The 16,456-nt window shown below is 46.1% G+C and carries 16 protein-coding genes and 1 pseudogene; 11 read left to right on the top strand and 6 right to left on the bottom strand.

Features of this window, described 5'->3' with window-relative positions:
* The first annotated feature begins 92 nt into the window (after window positions 1–92).
* Window positions 93–2,198 (top strand): metallophosphoesterase family protein, encoded by a 2,106-nt coding sequence (locus ACXAGQ_RS25025; RefSeq protein ID WP_475257607.1) that lies wholly within the window; start codon window positions 93–95, stop codon window positions 2,196–2,198.
* A gap of 42 nt (window positions 2,199–2,240) precedes the next feature.
* On the top strand, window positions 2,241–2,762 hold the full coding sequence (locus tag ACXAGQ_RS25020; protein WP_475257605.1) for a DUF3299 domain-containing protein: 522 nt from the start codon (window positions 2,241–2,243) through the stop codon (window positions 2,760–2,762).
* 92 nt (window positions 2,763–2,854) lie between these two features.
* On the opposite strand, the gene ACXAGQ_RS25015 is transcribed toward ACXAGQ_RS25020, so the two are convergent.
* Both ACXAGQ_RS25015 and ACXAGQ_RS25010 read right to left on the bottom strand, forming a co-directional pair.
* A complete protein-coding gene (locus tag ACXAGQ_RS25015; protein WP_475257604.1) occupies window positions 2,855–4,240 on the bottom strand; it encodes a short-chain fatty acid transporter in 1,386 nt (461 codons plus the stop codon).
* Window positions 4,241–4,341: 101 nt separating this feature from the next.
* Complete coding sequence (locus tag ACXAGQ_RS25010; RefSeq protein WP_475257603.1) at window positions 4,342–4,815, bottom strand: outer membrane protein transport protein; 474 nt, start codon at window positions 4,813–4,815, stop codon at window positions 4,342–4,344.
* A 185-nt stretch (window positions 4,816–5,000) separates the two neighbouring features.
* On the opposite strand from ACXAGQ_RS25010, the gene ACXAGQ_RS25005 reads away from it, so the two are divergent.
* From ACXAGQ_RS25005 to ACXAGQ_RS24995, 3 genes and pseudogenes are all read left to right on the top strand, one after another.
* Window positions 5,001–6,014 carry a DUF2860 family protein gene (locus ACXAGQ_RS25005; RefSeq protein WP_475257601.1) on the top strand — a complete coding sequence of 338 codons (1,014 nt, stop codon included), beginning with the start codon at window positions 5,001–5,003 and terminating at the stop codon, window positions 6,012–6,014.
* 242 nt (window positions 6,015–6,256) lie between these two features.
* Window positions 6,257–7,066 (top strand): SDR family NAD(P)-dependent oxidoreductase, encoded by an 810-nt coding sequence (locus ACXAGQ_RS25000; RefSeq protein WP_475257600.1) that lies wholly within the window; start codon window positions 6,257–6,259, stop codon window positions 7,064–7,066.
* Between the two features lie 218 nt (window positions 7,067–7,284).
* Window positions 7,285–8,120: pseudogene (locus ACXAGQ_RS24995) on the top strand (B12-binding domain-containing radical SAM protein).
* A gap of 95 nt (window positions 8,121–8,215) precedes the next feature.
* Here ACXAGQ_RS24995 and ACXAGQ_RS24990 read toward each other — a convergent pair.
* The 4 genes from ACXAGQ_RS24990 to umuD all read right to left on the bottom strand — a co-directional run bounded on the left by ACXAGQ_RS24990 (window position 8,216) and on the right by umuD (window position 11,510).
* Window positions 8,216–9,109, bottom strand: coding sequence for a LysR family transcriptional regulator (locus ACXAGQ_RS24990; protein ID WP_475257598.1), 894 nt, complete (start codon window positions 9,107–9,109; stop codon window positions 8,216–8,218).
* A gap of 91 nt (window positions 9,110–9,200) precedes the next feature.
* Window positions 9,201–9,743, bottom strand: a complete 543-nt coding sequence (locus tag ACXAGQ_RS24985) for a chorismate mutase (protein WP_475257597.1) — start codon at window positions 9,741–9,743, stop codon at window positions 9,201–9,203.
* Window positions 9,744–9,843: 100 nt separating this feature from the next.
* Entirely contained in the window at window positions 9,844–11,100 is a 1,257-nt protein-coding gene (locus tag ACXAGQ_RS24980) for a Y-family DNA polymerase (RefSeq protein WP_475257595.1), read from the bottom strand.
* Window positions 11,100–11,510: a translesion error-prone DNA polymerase V autoproteolytic subunit gene (gene umuD / locus ACXAGQ_RS24975; protein ID WP_475257593.1), complete on the bottom strand. Its 411-nt coding sequence runs from the start codon at window positions 11,508–11,510 to the stop codon at window positions 11,100–11,102. The genes ACXAGQ_RS24980 and umuD overlap by 1 nt, the downstream gene beginning before the upstream one ends.
* Before the next feature lie 142 nt (window positions 11,511–11,652).
* Between umuD and ACXAGQ_RS24970 the strand changes: the two genes are divergently transcribed.
* The 6 genes from ACXAGQ_RS24970 (at window position 11,653) to ACXAGQ_RS24945 (ending at window position 16,377) form a co-directional block, all read left to right on the top strand.
* Window positions 11,653–12,288, top strand: a complete 636-nt coding sequence (locus ACXAGQ_RS24970; RefSeq protein WP_475257592.1) for an SOS response-associated peptidase — start codon at window positions 11,653–11,655, stop codon at window positions 12,286–12,288.
* A gap of 236 nt (window positions 12,289–12,524) precedes the next feature.
* A complete protein-coding gene (locus tag ACXAGQ_RS24965) occupies window positions 12,525–13,616 on the top strand; it encodes a calcium:cation antiporter (protein ID WP_475257590.1) in 1,092 nt (363 codons plus the stop codon).
* A 21-nt stretch (window positions 13,617–13,637) separates the two neighbouring features.
* Window positions 13,638–14,297 (top strand): DedA family protein, encoded by a 660-nt coding sequence (locus ACXAGQ_RS24960; RefSeq protein ID WP_475257588.1) that lies wholly within the window; start codon window positions 13,638–13,640, stop codon window positions 14,295–14,297.
* Between the two features lie 3 nt (window positions 14,298–14,300).
* The gene (locus tag ACXAGQ_RS24955; RefSeq protein WP_475257587.1) at window positions 14,301–14,813 is read left to right on the top strand and encodes a magnesium transporter MgtE N-terminal domain-containing protein; all 513 of its coding nucleotides are present in this window, start codon (window positions 14,301–14,303) and stop codon (window positions 14,811–14,813) included.
* A gap of 52 nt (window positions 14,814–14,865) precedes the next feature.
* Entirely contained in the window at window positions 14,866–15,690 is an 825-nt protein-coding gene (locus ACXAGQ_RS24950) for a magnesium transporter (RefSeq protein WP_475257585.1), read from the top strand.
* Window positions 15,691–15,726: 36 nt separating this feature from the next.
* The gene (locus ACXAGQ_RS24945; protein WP_475257584.1) at window positions 15,727–16,377 is read left to right on the top strand and encodes a MarC family NAAT transporter; all 651 of its coding nucleotides are present in this window, start codon (window positions 15,727–15,729) and stop codon (window positions 16,375–16,377) included.
* Window positions 16,378–16,456 lie beyond the last annotated feature (79 nt).

Below are 16,456 nucleotides of genomic sequence, written 5' to 3'. Positions count from 1 at the left end.
GAACTTTCAAAATAAAATCACACATTACTCATATAGCGATAAAGCATAACTTATATCCTCCCTGTCATCTTAATTAGTTAACAGGGAAAACTATGCAACCTTTCTACAAAGCACTCTGTGCAGCCGCTGTTTCTGCTGCGTTACTTGCAGGCTGTAATAGCAGTAACTCAGACTCGGGAAAATCAGGCACTAACCCTGACCTTGATCGTACACGTATTGGCATCTTGACTGATACTCAAGGAGGTGGCGATGCTGTTGCTGTCAATCAAATGGAAGCGATCCTTGATTTGTACCGTGATAACGGCGTCAATATCGTCATTGCAGTTGGCGACCTGACCAACAGCAATACCGAGCACGAATACGAACAGTGGAAAGAGTTAGCTAGCCAATACTCGCATCAAATCACGTTCCTTCCACTCATGGGCAACCATGACCGTAAACCAGGAGATAACTATACTTGGAAGCGAATTATGGAAGAGTTCATCCCTAAAGATAACATCAACCATATGCCTGGCCGTCAGTACCAAACTTACGCTTATAGCTATGAGAATGTACTCATGGTACAAATCTCCGATCAGGATATGCCGTATGCCTACGATTGGGCCGAACAAGTCATCGCCAACAAAACCGATGATATCGATCATGTCTTTGTTTCTAGCCATAGCCCTTTCGTGGGTCCATACCGTGGTGGTGTAATGATGGAGCGAGTCGTTGCCCGTTGGAACGATCAACGTGAAAACGACATGTATACCCGAGATCAAGAAAAGTGGCGCAAGCTGTTTACTGATAACGATGTCATTTTCGTCTCTGGCCATGACCATCAATACAGCCGCTCTGTTATTTGGGATAACGGTGCTGGTCCTGATACTCAAAGCTTCAATACGGAGCCTTCTGCTGAGCCAAACCACCGTTTCTTCCATCATATCGTAACAGGCAACGCATCTGAAAAAGGTTATTACAACCGAGTCGGAGAGTTCGAACGCATTCAGAGCATGGTGATGTACAAAACTCGCTATGTTAGCCCGAAAATCCCAGATCTTGATGACCGTGCAGAGTGGGATCAGGAAATGATCGACCGTGATAGCGTGGCAACGGGCGACTTAATGGTGAATGCCTCATGGTTTGATATCAATGGTAAAGAGATCCAGTATTCAGCCTTCTACGACACCTTTACTCAGTCTTCAGATCTACTCACCAGTGCGGATTGGAAACTATTTGACCGCTTCGTTAGAACACCACAACGTTGTGACAAGGTCGTCTATCCAACCAGTGTGCCTTTCTCAGCTACTTACTACAGCGCTGTTGATACCAACTACCGTACCGTCAATTGTTATTCCGAGAATAGCCACCGTGCTCGCCTAATTGATGGTAACAACCAAGTATTCAACCGTGTCGATCAGGCGCTTGAAGGGGCACTATGGATGGGTTGGACAGATGCAGATGCTATGGCTCGTATGTGGGATATCATGCTGACTAAACCAAGTATTCGCAGCTCGCAATCAGGCCCTGACGGTAAACCATCAGATCGTGACTTTGTGGTAGACGGCCGCTCTGGCTTGAATTACAACCATGCTAAGCGTTTTGAAATCGATGAAGGCCGCATGCGCTGGTATCCAGCGACCTATGATATGAAGAAGCTGGTAAGCCTAAGCTGGCTAGAAGCCGATAAGTCTACTGAGTCTGATATCTTGATTGTCAGCGGTATTCAGAGCCAGACAGGTACCTACACCAACGCCTTCGGCGCAGAAAAAGACATCACTATCGAGCCAGGTTGGCCGGGTACGTCAGCGGAGGATATTGAAGCTGATGGCGATCACAAAAACCTAAATGCCATAGAAAAACAACCTTTGGTTTATGATGGTTTGCTTGCCGAAAAATCCCCTAACCGCCTGAACGAATCCAGAAGCTGGATACTTGACGACTCAGTGCGAGCTGATGACTTCGTACTTGAAATGGCTGTACCTGAAGGTTTGGATGCCGACAAGCTTACTCTAGCGATTGACGTAAATGGCGAATGGAAGCCTCTCGTTGATGACCACTGTATCAGCCAAGAAGCTTATAACAAGGAGTTCCTCACCGAGCAGCCTGAAGACATTGCTGGGCTGGGTTGTGATGAACAATGGACAGTCGGACAGTCAAATAACACCTTCTGGGCTAAAGTGGACCAAGACGGTCGTTTTGCCCTAATCAAAAAATAACATTACTCAAGGAGAGGCTTTGCCTCTCCTCTTTAATACATTATGAAAAAAGCACTCTTTACGACATTATTAGTCAGCCTACTTTCTGGTTGCTTAAATCAATCACAACAAAGCCAATTGAATCCAACAGACTGGTCAGAATTAATCCCTAATGACCAGCGTGAAACTATCCTTGCCCTCATTGAAGAAGAGCGAGCCTTTGCTAACGAGTACCATGATGATCTCACTGGCCCCCAGGCACAATCGATGGGCATTGGATTTGCCAATATCAACCAAGATATCGTTTTACAAGACGTTAAACTGGCAGGGTTTGTCGTACCGCTCGAGTGGGATGACTATGCAGTGACTGAGTTTTTACTTGTGCCCTATTTTGGTGCCTGTATCCATATGCCGCCGCCACCAGCAAACCAGATGGTTCACGTGAAGTACCCTGACGGGGTTGAAAATTTATTGCTACGCGATGCAATCTGGTTGGAAGGAACACTGGAAGCACAAGCAAAAGGTTTTGATGAATTAGGCGAAGTTGCCTACACAATATCAAACCCTACTGTGAGTCCTTATTAATACTTATGGAACACAGCACTCTCACGAGGCCTCACTAACGAATGTTAGTCACAAGGCCTCGGAGAGAAACGATGTAAAGGCAGTGATTTTCATTAAAACGCTAATAACCCCAGCCCAATGATCGTCCCGGATGCAAACAAGGAAATGATACAAAAGCCCATGATATCCTTAGCATTCAGGCCAGCAATACTCAAGGCGGGCAATGCCCAAAACGGTTGGATCATATTCGTCCATGCATCTCCCCACGCAATAGCCATTGCCGTTTTAGCCGCTGGAACACCCAACTCTGCACCAGCAGGCATCATTATTGGAGCTTGTACAGCCCACTGACCGCCTCCTGAAGGAACAAAGAAGTTAACAATGCCAGCACTGATGAAGGTAAACAGCGGAAAGGTATATTCATTTGAAATACTAACAAACATATCAGACATTCCTCCAGCCAAAGACACTCCGTCAGGCCCTTTAGCAACCATCATACCCATGATGCCAGCATAAAATGGGAACTGAAGTAAAATACCTGTTGTATTTTTCGTCCCCTCAGCAACAGCTTTTAATAACCGTTTTGGTGTCCCATGCAACAGGATTGCAGTAAACAGAAAAATGAAGTTAACAATATTGAGGTTAAGAGCAAAACCATTCTCACTGAAATACATCACAATGTAAGTAAAGCCTAATAATGCCAATAAGCGGTTTACCCAAGGAGACTGCTCCAGTTTCTCGGCAGGGGTTAACTCTTTTTCTTCCTCTCTCTCCTGAGTGCCAGGTGATGACAATAGCTCTGGAGATATTGTTACGACTTGATCAGCTGATGGGTGCATAGAGCGATTCAATAATGGAATTGTAATCAGCATTGCTAACAGAATAACGATATTCATGCTTGAGAACAGCGTATCTCCGGTTGAAACAGGTGACAACACTGCACCAGCAGTTACAGATTCCAAATTGCTGCCCGAAGCTAGAGCCAACGGAACAGAACCGGAAAGGCCTGCATGCCAGAATAAGAATCCAGTATATGCTGACGCGATGAGTAGTCGATAATCAACCCCTTTTACTTTGGCTGCAAGTTCACGTGCGAAGATAGCACCAACTACCAAGCCAAAACCCCAGTTAATCCAACATGCAATCGCTGAAACAAAAGTGACGATCAAAATAGCATGCCCTGGTGTTTTAGCTGTCATCGCAAGATACGATAAGCCTCGCCGAAACACAGGAGCTGATGCCATTGCATGGCCAGTTACAACGACCAGAGCCATCTGCATAGCAAAAGTTAATAATGACCAAAAACCACCAGAAAAAGCATTGACCATTTGTAATGGGTTTTGTTGGGTCACCGGCATAGCAATAAGGAATACAGCAAAAGTGAGTAATGCGGCGAATAAGAATGGATCAGGTAAATAACGTTGTACCAATGCGGTACATATCGTTGATAAACGCTGGATTAAAGTTGGTTTTTGATAGGATAGAGTTTCAGTAGCCATTTCCATCTCCTTCAGAATATGTCTACAACGTTATTAGGTATTATTGAGTTATTTCTCATTCATATTGAAGCTTAACGTCAGATAAATTGACACTTGTAAATTCAGGAACTGGATTTGCAAATTGTGGAAACTGTAACACTTTTTCTTGGCACGTAAGCCAATGAGGGGCTTAGGCTGACCAAAATCAAACTCGAGTCTGTGGTGTAGTAACGTCCAGCCCAACTACCACCGGTCGATGAGCCAAACCCTGACGGAACGGTTAGTGCCACACCAGCACGCCATTTCGAATCTAAAACCCGGACATAATAAATTGAAGGCACCAGTATTGGATCGCCACTATCTGGGGTACCGCCACTCACTGTCGTTAGCTCTTCATCAATATCAAACTCACCGAGATACTGAAAAAGCAAACCAGACACCACCAGCGAATGTTCATTCAGGCGGGTCATACCTGCTGGGGTTAAATAAGCGGTTTCTGCGCTGTCCGCAACTGCAAATAAACGGGTAAATACCGGCGCAGCACTGTGCGCTGAGCTTACAAATAAAATGAAGACAGAGATAAGCGCTACTTTCACCACCCCCCCTGCTTATTTCCAAATTTATCTTTAAGACTAGCAGTGATGAACTGCTTGCATTTTGCCATCCTCAGTTATGAGTCTGACTTATTAAATATAAGAACAACTCCGCCTACATTTTACAACTTTGAGAATATCTCCTAATTTTTTAACACAACAATCGTAAACCATATTGGGATTTCTATATGATGCGGCCGATATTGCCTCTCGCCATTACAACCACTTTTATCTCTGGTGCTTATGCCATAGAACCTATTCCTACCAAAGATGGATTTTCTGGTTTCGTGAATGTCGGTGTCGGCGGCATGAGTGTGGAATCAAATACGTTAGCCCAATTTGGTTCAGTTGATTTAAGTAACAACACCATCAATTCAATTAACAGCTCTCCAAGCAGTGAAGACTCAGCAATACCGGTTATTGCCGCTGAGATTGCCTATACCTTTGCAAATTCCCGCACGCAAATATTTATTGGTAACCAGTTAGAAGACTATATCCGTTTTGATTTCTCGACCTTGGCTGGTATCAGACAAGAGATAGGGAAAGCCGGCGTCTTAGGGGCCAGCTTTCTTTATACCCCAATGGCAACGGAAGTATGGGCAGATCCGTTTTTAACAGGTAGCCCAAGAAAGAAAACGGATCGTACAGCCAACGGCTATCGACTGATTTGGGATCGGATGTATGGCACCGGTTTAGAGCTCAGATATTCTTACCGTGATGTCGATATTGATGATGAGCTAAGCGGTGTTTCGCAAGGCTTAGTATCTGAAGAGCTTGCCTTACTCAACCGTAATGGCGATTTTCATCGTTTTACTGCGCAATACACGTTCACATGGGACTCCCCTAGGCACCGGTTAGTGCCGTTGTTCTCTGTCTTCGACCTAGATGCCGACGGGGATGCGATGGCTTATGACGGTTACTCGCTCGGTGCAAACTATATCTACTCCATTAACCGATGGCGCTTGGTAACAAACCTCTACATCTCTGAACTCTCCTTTGATGAAGGACACCCATTATACGATGATAGAAAGATTGACAGCAGCCAGCTTGGCGCCAGCTTCTCGACCTTTTATGCCAGTCCGTTTGGTTGGAAGAACTGGCTAGCAAATGGCACGGTGGCTTGGTTCGATAACGACAGTGACGTTAACTTTTATGATTCTACAGTCAATTTGTTCAGTGTAGGGCTACTTTACCGCTTCTAAGGCAGAAGCAACTCAACCGCACAGTAAGCAGCCGGATAGCAACTCTGTATCCCCATGCAGATAGCTATCCGGTGTTATCAATATAAACGCCATTATCAATTTTTTCTTTAAACTGTTTCGTTAGCCTCTCTCATTATCAATGTTTCCAAAGCTGCTATTATTCATAGCGTTACCTAACATCGTAGCTGGATACCACGCTTTATCTCTCCAGCTCTGAGATTACTTCATCAAGGAATACAGCAATGCAAAAAGTGATTCTTGTTACTGGCTCAACCGACGGCATCGGATTTGAAACAGCGAAAATGCTCGTCTCCCAAGGACATCATGTGCTTTTGCATGGTCGTAATCCTGCCAAGCTCAAAGACGTAGAAGATCAACTCAGCCAGTTACAAGGTAACGCAAAAATTGAAACGTATGTCGCTGATTTATCAAAACTGTCGGATGTTGACGTGCTGGCAAGCGAGATCAAAGCCAAACACACTCGACTCGATTCCCTGATCAACAATGCCGGTGTCTATAATGCACCAGTATCGACAACCGATGATGGTTTTGATGTTCGCTATGCCGTGAACACCTTTGCCCCATACCTACTGACCAAAGCATTACTGCCTTTACTTGGTCAAAGCGGTCGAGTGATTAACCTCTCCTCTGCCGCCCAGGCAACGGTTGATCTAGCCGCACTCGCTGGCGACAAACCATTATCAGCCGGGGATGCGTACGCACAGAGTAAATTGGCCATTACCATGTGGTCACGCAGTTTAGGGCTCGCTTTAAAAGAAAGTGGCCCTATGATTGCCTCGGTAAACCCTAAATCACTGCTTGGCAGCAAAATGGTGAAAAGCGCATTTGGTATTGCAGGGAGTGATCTGAGTGTCGGGGCTGACATACTGGTACGTGGCGCCCTGTCTGATGAATTTGCCAACGCTCACGGCCTTTATTTCGACAACGATATCGGCCAGTTCGGTCAACCGCATCCCGATGCATTAAACGATCAAAAAGTACAAGCCGTCATGACTGCAATGGATGCAGCCTTGGAAAAATTCCAGAAGTAGATAGTAGATTATCCACTTCTATAGCTAACCACGAGTTATCACTCAAAGCCCATGGCCTTTTTGGTCATGGGCTTTTTGCATACAGTTAATATATTCAATCACACGCTTCTCTAGTTTTCATTATCAATTAAACCTATAAACTGATTCACTATAGCGGCCAATTATCATCATGAGTATAGGTTGTTATGCTTCTCCCTCTTACAAATTGGAGACACACTATGCATTATGAGGGCAAGATTTACCGGCCTTGGACAGAAGCAAACAGCGTATTGATTCAGACGACCTTGGGCTGCAGCATGAACCACTGCACCTTCTGTAATATGTTCAGTGATAAGCGTTTCCGTATTCGCGATATCGACGACATTTTCCAAGACATCGAATCGGCAAGACGCTTCTACCCTCATGTTGAGTCTATCTTCCTAATCGATGGCAATGTGATGGCAGCACGCACGGACTTTCTACTTAAGATATTTGAAAAGATCAAAGCAACATTTCCTGAATGCCAGAAGATATCACTCTATAGCGGGCTGAACGATCTAAGACGCAAATCCCCAGCCGAGCTGAAAGAGTTAAAGCAAGCAGGACTGAGTATGGCCTATGCCGGACTTGAGTCTGGTGACCGAGTGGTGCTTGAGCGGATTAAAAAGCGTATGACACCCGAGCAAGCGCTTGAGGGTATGGCACTCGCTAAAGAAGCCGGTATCGAGATGTTGCTGTCGTTTATCTTCGGTTTGGGTGGACGAGAGCGCTCTAAAGAACACATTATCGAAACCACTAAACTGCTTAACCAAATGAAACCGGAACAGAGTTGGAGCGAGAAGTCGCACGTGGTGAATTTGTATTGCCAACCCCACTGCAAATTCTCGAAGAGGAAAAGTACCTGCTTGAGCACCTTGATTTCGAGACCATGTATTGGGGTGATCACGGCAACAACATCGTGTCACTGAAAGGCATGCTGCCCACCTATCAGAAGCCATTCCTCGGACAGGTTAACAATGCGATTGCCACTAACCCAATTACCCAAGCAAACGTTATTCAAACTTTTTCTTGGTAATTAAAAAACGCCGGCATTAAGTATCACTCTCCATGTCGGCGTTTTTGAAAAATTGAACTCTGCAAACTCGATTCAGCTATTTGTCCAGGATTAAGCTACTTGTCCCAGTATGGTGGGTTACCATAATACTCATTGAGATAATCAATAAAGGCCCTAACCTTCGGTGCCAGCAAACGCGAACTCGGATATACCGCCCAAATTGCCGTATCAGAAATCAATGGATAATCTTTTAAGATCTGAACCAACTCCCTCCGCTCCAGCTGCTTATAAGCACTCCAGGTTGAATTAATCGCAATACCCAGCCCATCGGTACAAGCATCACGCATCGCATCACCGTTATCGGTTCGGAAACAGCCTTTGGTTTTTACACTTATCGGGCCGTCTTTGCTGTCAAACACCCAAGTGGTTAACCCTGCTAAATTCACACATTGATGTTCACGCAGATCATGTGGCGTCTCAGGCTCACCATGCATTTCAAGGTATTGCGGTGAGGCGCAGATAATACGATTATCCGGCGCGAGCTTACGGGCAATGAGTGTCGAATCTTGCAGTTCGGCATCACGAATAGCGACATCAAAGCCCCCCTCGACCATATCGACAATGGTATCGCTAAAACGAAAGTCGACGGTTAAATCCGGATAACGGGCCATAAAGCCTTTCAAGGCGGGAATAAGATGAAGGCGACCAAAAGAAGCTGGGGCAGTAACCCGCAGCGTACCGACAGGCAATGCGCTGCCCGCACCGACCGAGGCTCTGGCCGCTTCGACACTCGCCAGCACTTCTTCGGCATGGGGAAGAAAAGCTTGTCCCTCCTCCGTCAATGACACTTTGCGTGTCGTGCGGTGGACCAGCCTTACCCCAAGCCCTTCTTCAAGCTTGTTGATATGGGCACTTGATACTGCCGGAGACAATCCTAGCTCTTGCCCTGCCATACTGATGTTATGGGTTGTCGCCAGCCGAACAAACAATTTCAAATGTTCAATATTCATCGGGTATTATCAATCGATTTCGAATAATTGCGATAATTAACTATCAATTATCAACCCCAAAACAAGTAATGGCAAGGCAAAGGCAGACGAGCTATTTCAACTTGATACCTGACAGTGCATCAAATAGCGCGCGTTTATCGGCCTCGGATAGATACTGCATATCAAGTGCGTTCGAAAAGCCTTGCCAATCTGTTTCAGTCAACTTCCCTCCTGCTTGAAGGAAAGCAAGGATCTCTTGGTTGATTTGATCACCCAGGGTAATTAGCGCAGGCCTGACAACTGTTTTAAGATCTCTTGGCTCGCGGCTTGTTGGTGCATTAAGTAAATCAGCCCGGTATCGATATTGAATCGCCTTGGCTGCGGAAATCTGAGCCCGAAAGAAACCTTCAACGCTCTGGCTATCCAGACCGACTTCCGCTGCCGACTGCGACGCCTTGCTGATCACCACATCTTCACGGGCAATATCTTCAATGGGCAGATTATGATTCGCTTTATAGAGCCCCACGTCTTCCATATAACTCAGCCGCTGGGCGATAGCGTTAAATAGCGCGTTGGCATGCGCACTGGCAGAAGAAACAGCCAATGTTTGAACGGATACCATACACAACACACTCATCAGTACTGCCTTAATCATCATTAATCCTTTTATGTACCAAGTTAAATCAATGATATTGCCACTTAATATGCATTTCAATGCTCATCCAAGATGATACAAAATCTAGGATCGCCCTTAGTTAGCATTTCACCCGAGGAATATCCCGCCACCGTGTAGTGTATTGCGGTGATAATAACTCCCGCCGCATCGCCCACTTGGGGTTGATCCCTTGAGCAGCAAGAAGCAAGCTATCCCTGCCATAGCGCTGGTTGAGGCTATCGAAAACCTTCATCAAAGCCGGGTTAGTGGCTGACTCATCGAATAAGTCACCCTGCACATGCTCTGCACTAACCAAATCAATCAAACCGACACCGATTTTGTAATAGCGTATGCCCGGAGCATAGATTTGATCGAGCAATGAAGCTACAGCCCTGATGATGGCTGTGCTGTCATCGGTGGGATACGCAAAGCGGTAAATTTGCTTAAAGCCCTGCGGCCGCTCATCGTAAGGCGAGTTCGAAGCAAAAACCATCATCACACGCACAAGGGAACGTTGTTTTCTCAGTTTCTCTACTGCAATTCCCGCGTGCTTGCAAAGGGCTTGGCGCAAGCTGTCAGGGCAAGTAATACGCTCACCGACGCTACGGGTAGAAAAGATCTGTTTCTTATCCGCCCGTGCTTGATCCCATCCCTTGCAAGGCTCGCCATTAAGCTCACGAACGGTGCGCTCTACCTCGACGTTGAATGACTTCCTTGCCAGTCCCGGCTTCATCGCAGCAAGCTGCAACGCTGTATTGATACCCATAAATTCCAACCGTTTGGCTATCCGCCGACCGATCCCCCAAACATCCGAAGTTTTCATCTTTGCTAAAATCGCCTGCCGTTCAGCGTCGGTTTCAATAACACATACCCCTTGGTAGCCCTGCACTTTTTTGGCAGCATGGTTAGCCACCTTGGCAAGCGTTAACGTTGAGCCGATTCCCACACATACAGGCAAGCGACACTCGCGCCAGACCGCTCTTCGTAGTTTCTGGGCATGGAGGGGTAAATCCGGAATGGCTTGCCGACAGTGGTGGAAAGCCAGGAAAGATTCATCAATAGAATACACATGCTGCTCTGGGGCAAAACGGCCAATGACCTCCATCATTTTTGCCGACAAATCACCATAGAGCTCATAGTTCGACGAGCAGGCAATCACACCTTTCGCCTCGCACAAGCCGCGCATTTCAAAATAGGCTTTGAACTTCTCAACCCCTGCCTCTCTGGCCTGCCGATTAGCCGCGACAATACACCCATCGTTATTCGACAAAACAACCATCGGCTTACCGCGCCAATCTGGCCGGAACACCTGCTCTGCCGAGCAATAGAACGAGTTGGCATCTACCAGCGCGTACATCAGCTTTCACCACCAAAGATATGGCTCTTACGATGGCAACGGATAGAACGAGTCACCACCCCTTCCAAGGTGAATTGATCATGCTGCGTAACAAACACCGGCATGTAACCTGACGCTGCCGACAGTAGCCTGCGCTGCTTGGTATCAATAAGCTTGCAAACAAATTCACCGTTGAGGTTTGCCACCACCACATCGTGATCCTTCACCTCGATATGGCGGTCTACTATCAGCACATCCCCATCATAAATACCAACACCTTCCATACTCCGGCCTTGTGCCAAACCGATATAAGTGGCGCTGGGATGTTCCACCAGCAGTTCATCCAACGACAACGGAAGCTGCAGGTAATCCGCCGCTGGGCTTTCGAATCCGGTAATCCCCGCACTGGCATAAAATGGAATAAAGTTCATAATTCACGAGATACTGTTTATTTATACAGTATCATTGTTATCCTAGACTCAAGGATGGTCAAGATGCACCTTGATCAATAGCTGCTTTTATCACCACCACCGCTATGGAAGCGGCTGTTGAGCGAATTTTGGAGAGCAAATCATGTGTGGAAGACTGAACATTCTCGCTAACATGCTGAATAATCAGGTACCTGACGAGCTGAGAGTGCGTTATTACACGAGTGATAATCCTGACCTCAGCCCCAGCCAAACCGTTTCGACGATTTGCAGTCGATCTAGCCCTATCAACGGCAACACCGGCCTACAGCAATTTGATATGACATGGGGAATCAAACCCGCCTGGGCAAAGAAGCTATTGATTAATGCCCAGGTTGAAACTGCACTGGATAAACCCACCTGGAAAAACGCAATGCAACACCGGCGTTGCATTATCCCTTGCTCGGGTTGGTATGAATGGCGTGATGAAGGGGGATCAAGAAAACAGAAATACCTGTTCAGCCATAGCGACGGTAAGCCCTTGTACATGGCAGGGCTATGGTTTGAGCCTATAAACGGCACAACACCCGAATTAGTCACCCTTACCACTACGGCTGATGAGGTTTGCCGACCTTATCACCACCGGATGCCGCTGTTGGTTAACGTTAACGAGATTGAAAACTGGCTGGGCAACCAGCAGCCGATTGAGGCTTGGTTGACTCAATTAGCTCAGGCTCAATTAAGCCAAGCTCAAGACCGAGCTAGCCCCCATACTTTTCTGTCAATTAACCCAACGAGATAGATTGCGTTAATTGGTAGCGCTCCCGTTTTCAGATGTTGCTCTTCATCCAAATAGGCAATTGGGTAATACCTATTCCTGCGAACACCATGAATGAATTTCACTAATTCATCGCCTCACTCCCCCAACCTCTCTAATGTACGCCTTAAGTACTACTGGAATGGAACCAGTAGCTTTCCAGCCCTATTACCTCGCTAAAGGATGGTAACGCGCGGTAGGGATACCTTCGAAAGGCTGATATGTTAAAAATACTAAAACAAGAATACACTCTGGTTGTCGGTATGCTTGCCATTTTATTTTTTAAAATGGCTGGCAATTCCCTGCTAGATGGAAATAGCTCCCCTATTTTATACCTGCTCACCACAGGCATTTTATTTTACGTGGTAATGACCGCTATTTTTGCCGTTGTTCGCCACTCCGATGCCATGGCAATTCGGCTCGGCGATCCCTACGGCACGCTTATTTTGACGCTATCTGTCGTCGTACTTAAAGTCATTATGCTTTCATCATTGATGCTCACAGGTGACTCAAATCCCGTCTTGGCAAGGGATACCTTATTTGCCTTGATAATGGCGGTACTCAATGGATTCGTCGGTATCGCTCTTTTGATTGGCGGTGTAAAGCATCACACTCAGACCTACAATATAGATGGTATTAAAGCTTATATCGTCGCTATTATCCCACTGGCCATGTTGAGCTTAATTTTACCCAATTTCACCAGCATGGATGACTTTGGCGGTATGTCGGTGGGCTTGACCTGGACGCTTGTCCTCGCATCGCTTGCCCTATATGGCGTTTTTCTCTTTGTCCAAACCCGAAGCCATACCCACTTCTTTATTGACGCCGACAATAAAGACAAGCATAACGCCCTAAGCCAGCTCAGTAGCAATGGTTTCCATTCTATGATGCTCGTCAGTTACTTGTTTGTGGTCGCCGTTTTAGCTAAAAGCTTAGCCGTTCCAATCAACGACAGTATCACCGTAATGGGGGCGCCAGCAGCCTTGGGCGGTTTATTGGTCGCCCTGATCATTCTTGCTCCTGAAGCCTCCGGCGCATTGAAAGCGGCAATCAATAATCACCTTCAGCGCGCAATGAACCTGTTCTTTGGCTCGGTACTTGCTGCCGTCGCCCTGACCATACCCGCTGTATTGCTAGTTTCAGGGGTGATAAACGAGCCCATCCGATTAGGTTTAGACCCCGCAGAAATGGTACTGCTTGTCGCTACCCTGTTAATGACCAGCGTGAGCTTCAGCAGTGGCAGAACCAACTCACTCAACGGGGCAACCCACCTCATTCTGTTCTTCGCCTACATCATCCTGATGTTTGATTAAAACAATTTTGGTAAGGGCTAGATGATGCAACAAATCCTAATGGCTATTTGGCTACAAGACTTTGATTCTTTACAAATCATCAACCCAATAGATCTCTTGCTATTGCTGCTTGGTACTGTGCTTATTCTAGAGTTCAGCTTAGTGTTTTTACCGCTACCTGGTGTGGGTTTAGCATTATTTATTGGTGGGCTAGTTAGTGTAGGCGCTGTTGACCATTACAATGCAATACTGCTGCTGTCGACTGCCGCTTCTATTGGCACCATCCTGGCCTATCTGCAGGGGCGTTGTCTGTATGGCACAAGCTTGATGCACAACATTGTACATCGCCTCCCCGCCAATGCTCTACCAAGACTAACAAGGATGCTAGACAAGTATGGGTTCTGCGTCCTGTTTATTTCACGCTATATACCGTTTGTGCGTGTATTAACCCCGATGTTAATGGGCGCGACACTGTTCGATTTTATTCGTGCAGTACTTATCAGTATCACCAGTTCATTAATCTGGGCCATGAGCTTAGTGATCATTGGTACCCAAGCCATGAAACTTCCTTTTATGGCTATCTATCAAGAGCTCATCACTAAGTGGTTCTTAATATTCAGCTTTATTGGTTTGATGATAGCGCTTATCACCTTATTTATACATTGGATAAAGCAACAATTTCTTAAAATCGACAAGGTATAAACCATGACACTTATTTCAATACCCTTACAACTAAACGACACCGAACAGTTCAGTGAGCTATTGCGATTTTGCATAGAGACTCAGAGCGCTGAGTTGCTGCACGAATATGTTGAGTCCGCCTCACCTGAGGCAGTTACATTGGCATTCAGGCAATTATCAAACAATGACCGCATTACTGTTTGGGTACTGCTCAGCAGCCAGTCGCCAAAGTTCGCTGCCAACCTTCTTGATCTTTTTACTGATAATGAATTGCTCGAGCTATTCCGCCAGCTCCCATTAGAAAACACCATCGAACTGTTTAAGTATCTCCCCTCGGTAGATAGAAGGTTGCTAATAAGCCAGTTACCGCGTCACCTTCAGTCGCAACTAAAACTCGCTTTACCCCAGAAATGGCGCAATGAAGAACGAGCAGCACTGATCTACCCGGAATATTCAGCTGGCGGTATATGTAAGAATGAAGTCATCAAGCTGCATGAGGAGGCAACGGTCGCGGATTTAAACGCAGCGTTACACTGAACATCCAAACTCAGAACACTTGGAATGGCGTTATATCTATTTGCGTGATGATATGAAAACCTTCGTTGGCGCATTAAGGCTGAGAGATGTTTTCCTTCAATCTCCAGATACCCCTCTCAAGCAACATATAGACCCATCGATTCCGGTGGCTCAACCAGAGCTTGAGCTCCATTCCCTAAAAATCATCTTAGATACAACTCAACACCCGGTTATTCCCGTAGTGAATGAATATGGGTTTCAAATCGGCACAGTTGGCTTTAAGCAAGTTAACGAAGCCCTTTATGAACAATCTAAACACCAACTGCTTGAACAATCCGGTGTATTTGGCGGTGATGAATTTCGAACCATGTCGACAATAACCCGCAATCTGCGCAGATTGGCCTTCTTGTTACCTTCCGTTGTTTTAAGCTACGCCGCGGTCTCTATCATTGCCGCTTTTGAGCCCATCATTGAACAGATAGCGGTGCTGGCGGCCATTTTACCGCTTGTTGCTAACCTTTCGGGAGCAGCGGGTAACCAGGCGGTCGCGGTATCAATAAGAGAGCTTTCCGTCGGCCACCTTACTGCCAAAGATCTGTTTTACGTTGTCAGCAAAGAGATCCCCATCGGCCTTATCAACGGCATTCTCATTGGCATTGTTTTAGCCGTACTGACTTTATTGACTCATGGCAGTGAGCATATCGGCCTACCACTGCTCATTGGTATCGCCTATGCCTTTTCATCGACTCTCGCCGTCATTATTGGCGGTACATTACCGTTGCTTTTAAGGCGCTTGAGCCTTGACCCCGCCATGTTGTCTAGCCCTGTTTTAACCACATTAACCGACGCTATCTCCTTCTTCAGTGTCCTCTATCTCGCGCAGTTATTCTTACTGTAAACGCATCACGCAATACCCACTAATAAGAGTTCGCCTATGCATATTGAAACTTTATTCACCTTCCTAACATTAACCGTTATCGGGCTATTACCGATGATGAACCCACCTGCAGCCGCCACAGTATTGCTGGGGTTAAGTAAAGGAAAAGATAAAAGCTACATCGTTTCTCAAGCCAAAACGGTCGGCGTTTATTTATTCTTCGCCCTGTGTATCACCTTTTTGATTGGCGCATCAATATTAGAGCTATTTAGTATCTCGATACCAAGCTTACGCCTTGGCGGTGGTATTATTATTGTTGCGATCGGTTTCAACATGCTCTTTCCCAAGCCAGACACGAGCAATGGCCCTCCAGAACAAGATTCTATCGCCTTGGTACCTTTAACCATTCCATCACTCTGCGGCCCCGGTACCATGGCATTGATCATTAGCCTTGCAGCAGAATTAGCGAGTCATGGAGATGACCTGCACATGCCAAGTGTATATAGTGGGGTATTATCCGGTTTCGCTGTCGTTGCTATAATCGCTACATTTACCCTAAGTATGGCTTATCCCTTGCTCAAAGCCCTTGGCCAAAACGGTATTAACGCCTTTACCCGGATTATGGGCTTCCTACTTATTTGTATGGGGGTACAGTTCTTTACTCTGGGTATTGAAGAGATTGTCCAAGACATCTACCAACTTCTATGAAGATAACACTTTCTTCATTAAGCTATTGAAATAAAGCGCCCTAAATCTATTCTTAAACAAGTACAGTTAACTCAAAGTT

The sequence above is a fragment of the Photobacterium sp. ABD4_091 genome (assembly GCF_056160145.1).
Note: the sequence above shows the minus strand (reverse complement) of the source record. Positions and strands in the feature narration are given on the sequence as shown.

What these genes read in the sequence shown, in the direction of transcription:
- ACXAGQ_RS24945 (WP_475257584.1), top strand. Translation starts at nt 15,727, where the DNA reads ATGCATATTGAAACTTTATTCACCTTCCTAACATTAACCGTTATCGGG.
- ACXAGQ_RS25015 (WP_475257604.1), bottom strand. Translation starts at nt 4,240, where the DNA reads ATGGCTACTGAAACTCTATCCTATCAAAAACCAACTTTAATCCAGCGT.
- ACXAGQ_RS24990 (WP_475257598.1), bottom strand. Translation starts at nt 9,109, where the DNA reads ATGAATATTGAACATTTGAAATTGTTTGTTCGGCTGGCGACAACCCAT.
- ACXAGQ_RS24970 (WP_475257592.1), top strand. Translation starts at nt 11,653, where the DNA reads ATGTGTGGAAGACTGAACATTCTCGCTAACATGCTGAATAATCAGGTA.
- ACXAGQ_RS25020 (WP_475257605.1), top strand. Translation starts at nt 2,241, where the DNA reads ATGAAAAAAGCACTCTTTACGACATTATTAGTCAGCCTACTTTCTGGT.
- ACXAGQ_RS24955 (WP_475257587.1), top strand. Translation starts at nt 14,301, where the DNA reads ATGACACTTATTTCAATACCCTTACAACTAAACGACACCGAACAGTTC.
- ACXAGQ_RS25005 (WP_475257601.1), top strand. Translation starts at nt 5,001, where the DNA reads ATGATGCGGCCGATATTGCCTCTCGCCATTACAACCACTTTTATCTCT.
- ACXAGQ_RS24950 (WP_475257585.1), top strand. Translation starts at nt 14,866, where the DNA reads ATGAAAACCTTCGTTGGCGCATTAAGGCTGAGAGATGTTTTCCTTCAA.
- ACXAGQ_RS24985 (WP_475257597.1), bottom strand. Translation starts at nt 9,743, where the DNA reads ATGATTAAGGCAGTACTGATGAGTGTGTTGTGTATGGTATCCGTTCAA.
- ACXAGQ_RS24980 (WP_475257595.1), bottom strand. Translation starts at nt 11,100, where the DNA reads ATGTACGCGCTGGTAGATGCCAACTCGTTCTATTGCTCGGCAGAGCAG.
- ACXAGQ_RS25000 (WP_475257600.1), top strand. Translation starts at nt 6,257, where the DNA reads ATGCAAAAAGTGATTCTTGTTACTGGCTCAACCGACGGCATCGGATTT.
- umuD (WP_475257593.1), bottom strand. Translation starts at nt 11,510, where the DNA reads ATGAACTTTATTCCATTTTATGCCAGTGCGGGGATTACCGGATTCGAA.
- ACXAGQ_RS25025 (WP_475257607.1), top strand. Translation starts at nt 93, where the DNA reads ATGCAACCTTTCTACAAAGCACTCTGTGCAGCCGCTGTTTCTGCTGCG.
- ACXAGQ_RS24960 (WP_475257588.1), top strand. Translation starts at nt 13,638, where the DNA reads ATGATGCAACAAATCCTAATGGCTATTTGGCTACAAGACTTTGATTCT.
- ACXAGQ_RS24965 (WP_475257590.1), top strand. Translation starts at nt 12,525, where the DNA reads ATGTTAAAAATACTAAAACAAGAATACACTCTGGTTGTCGGTATGCTT.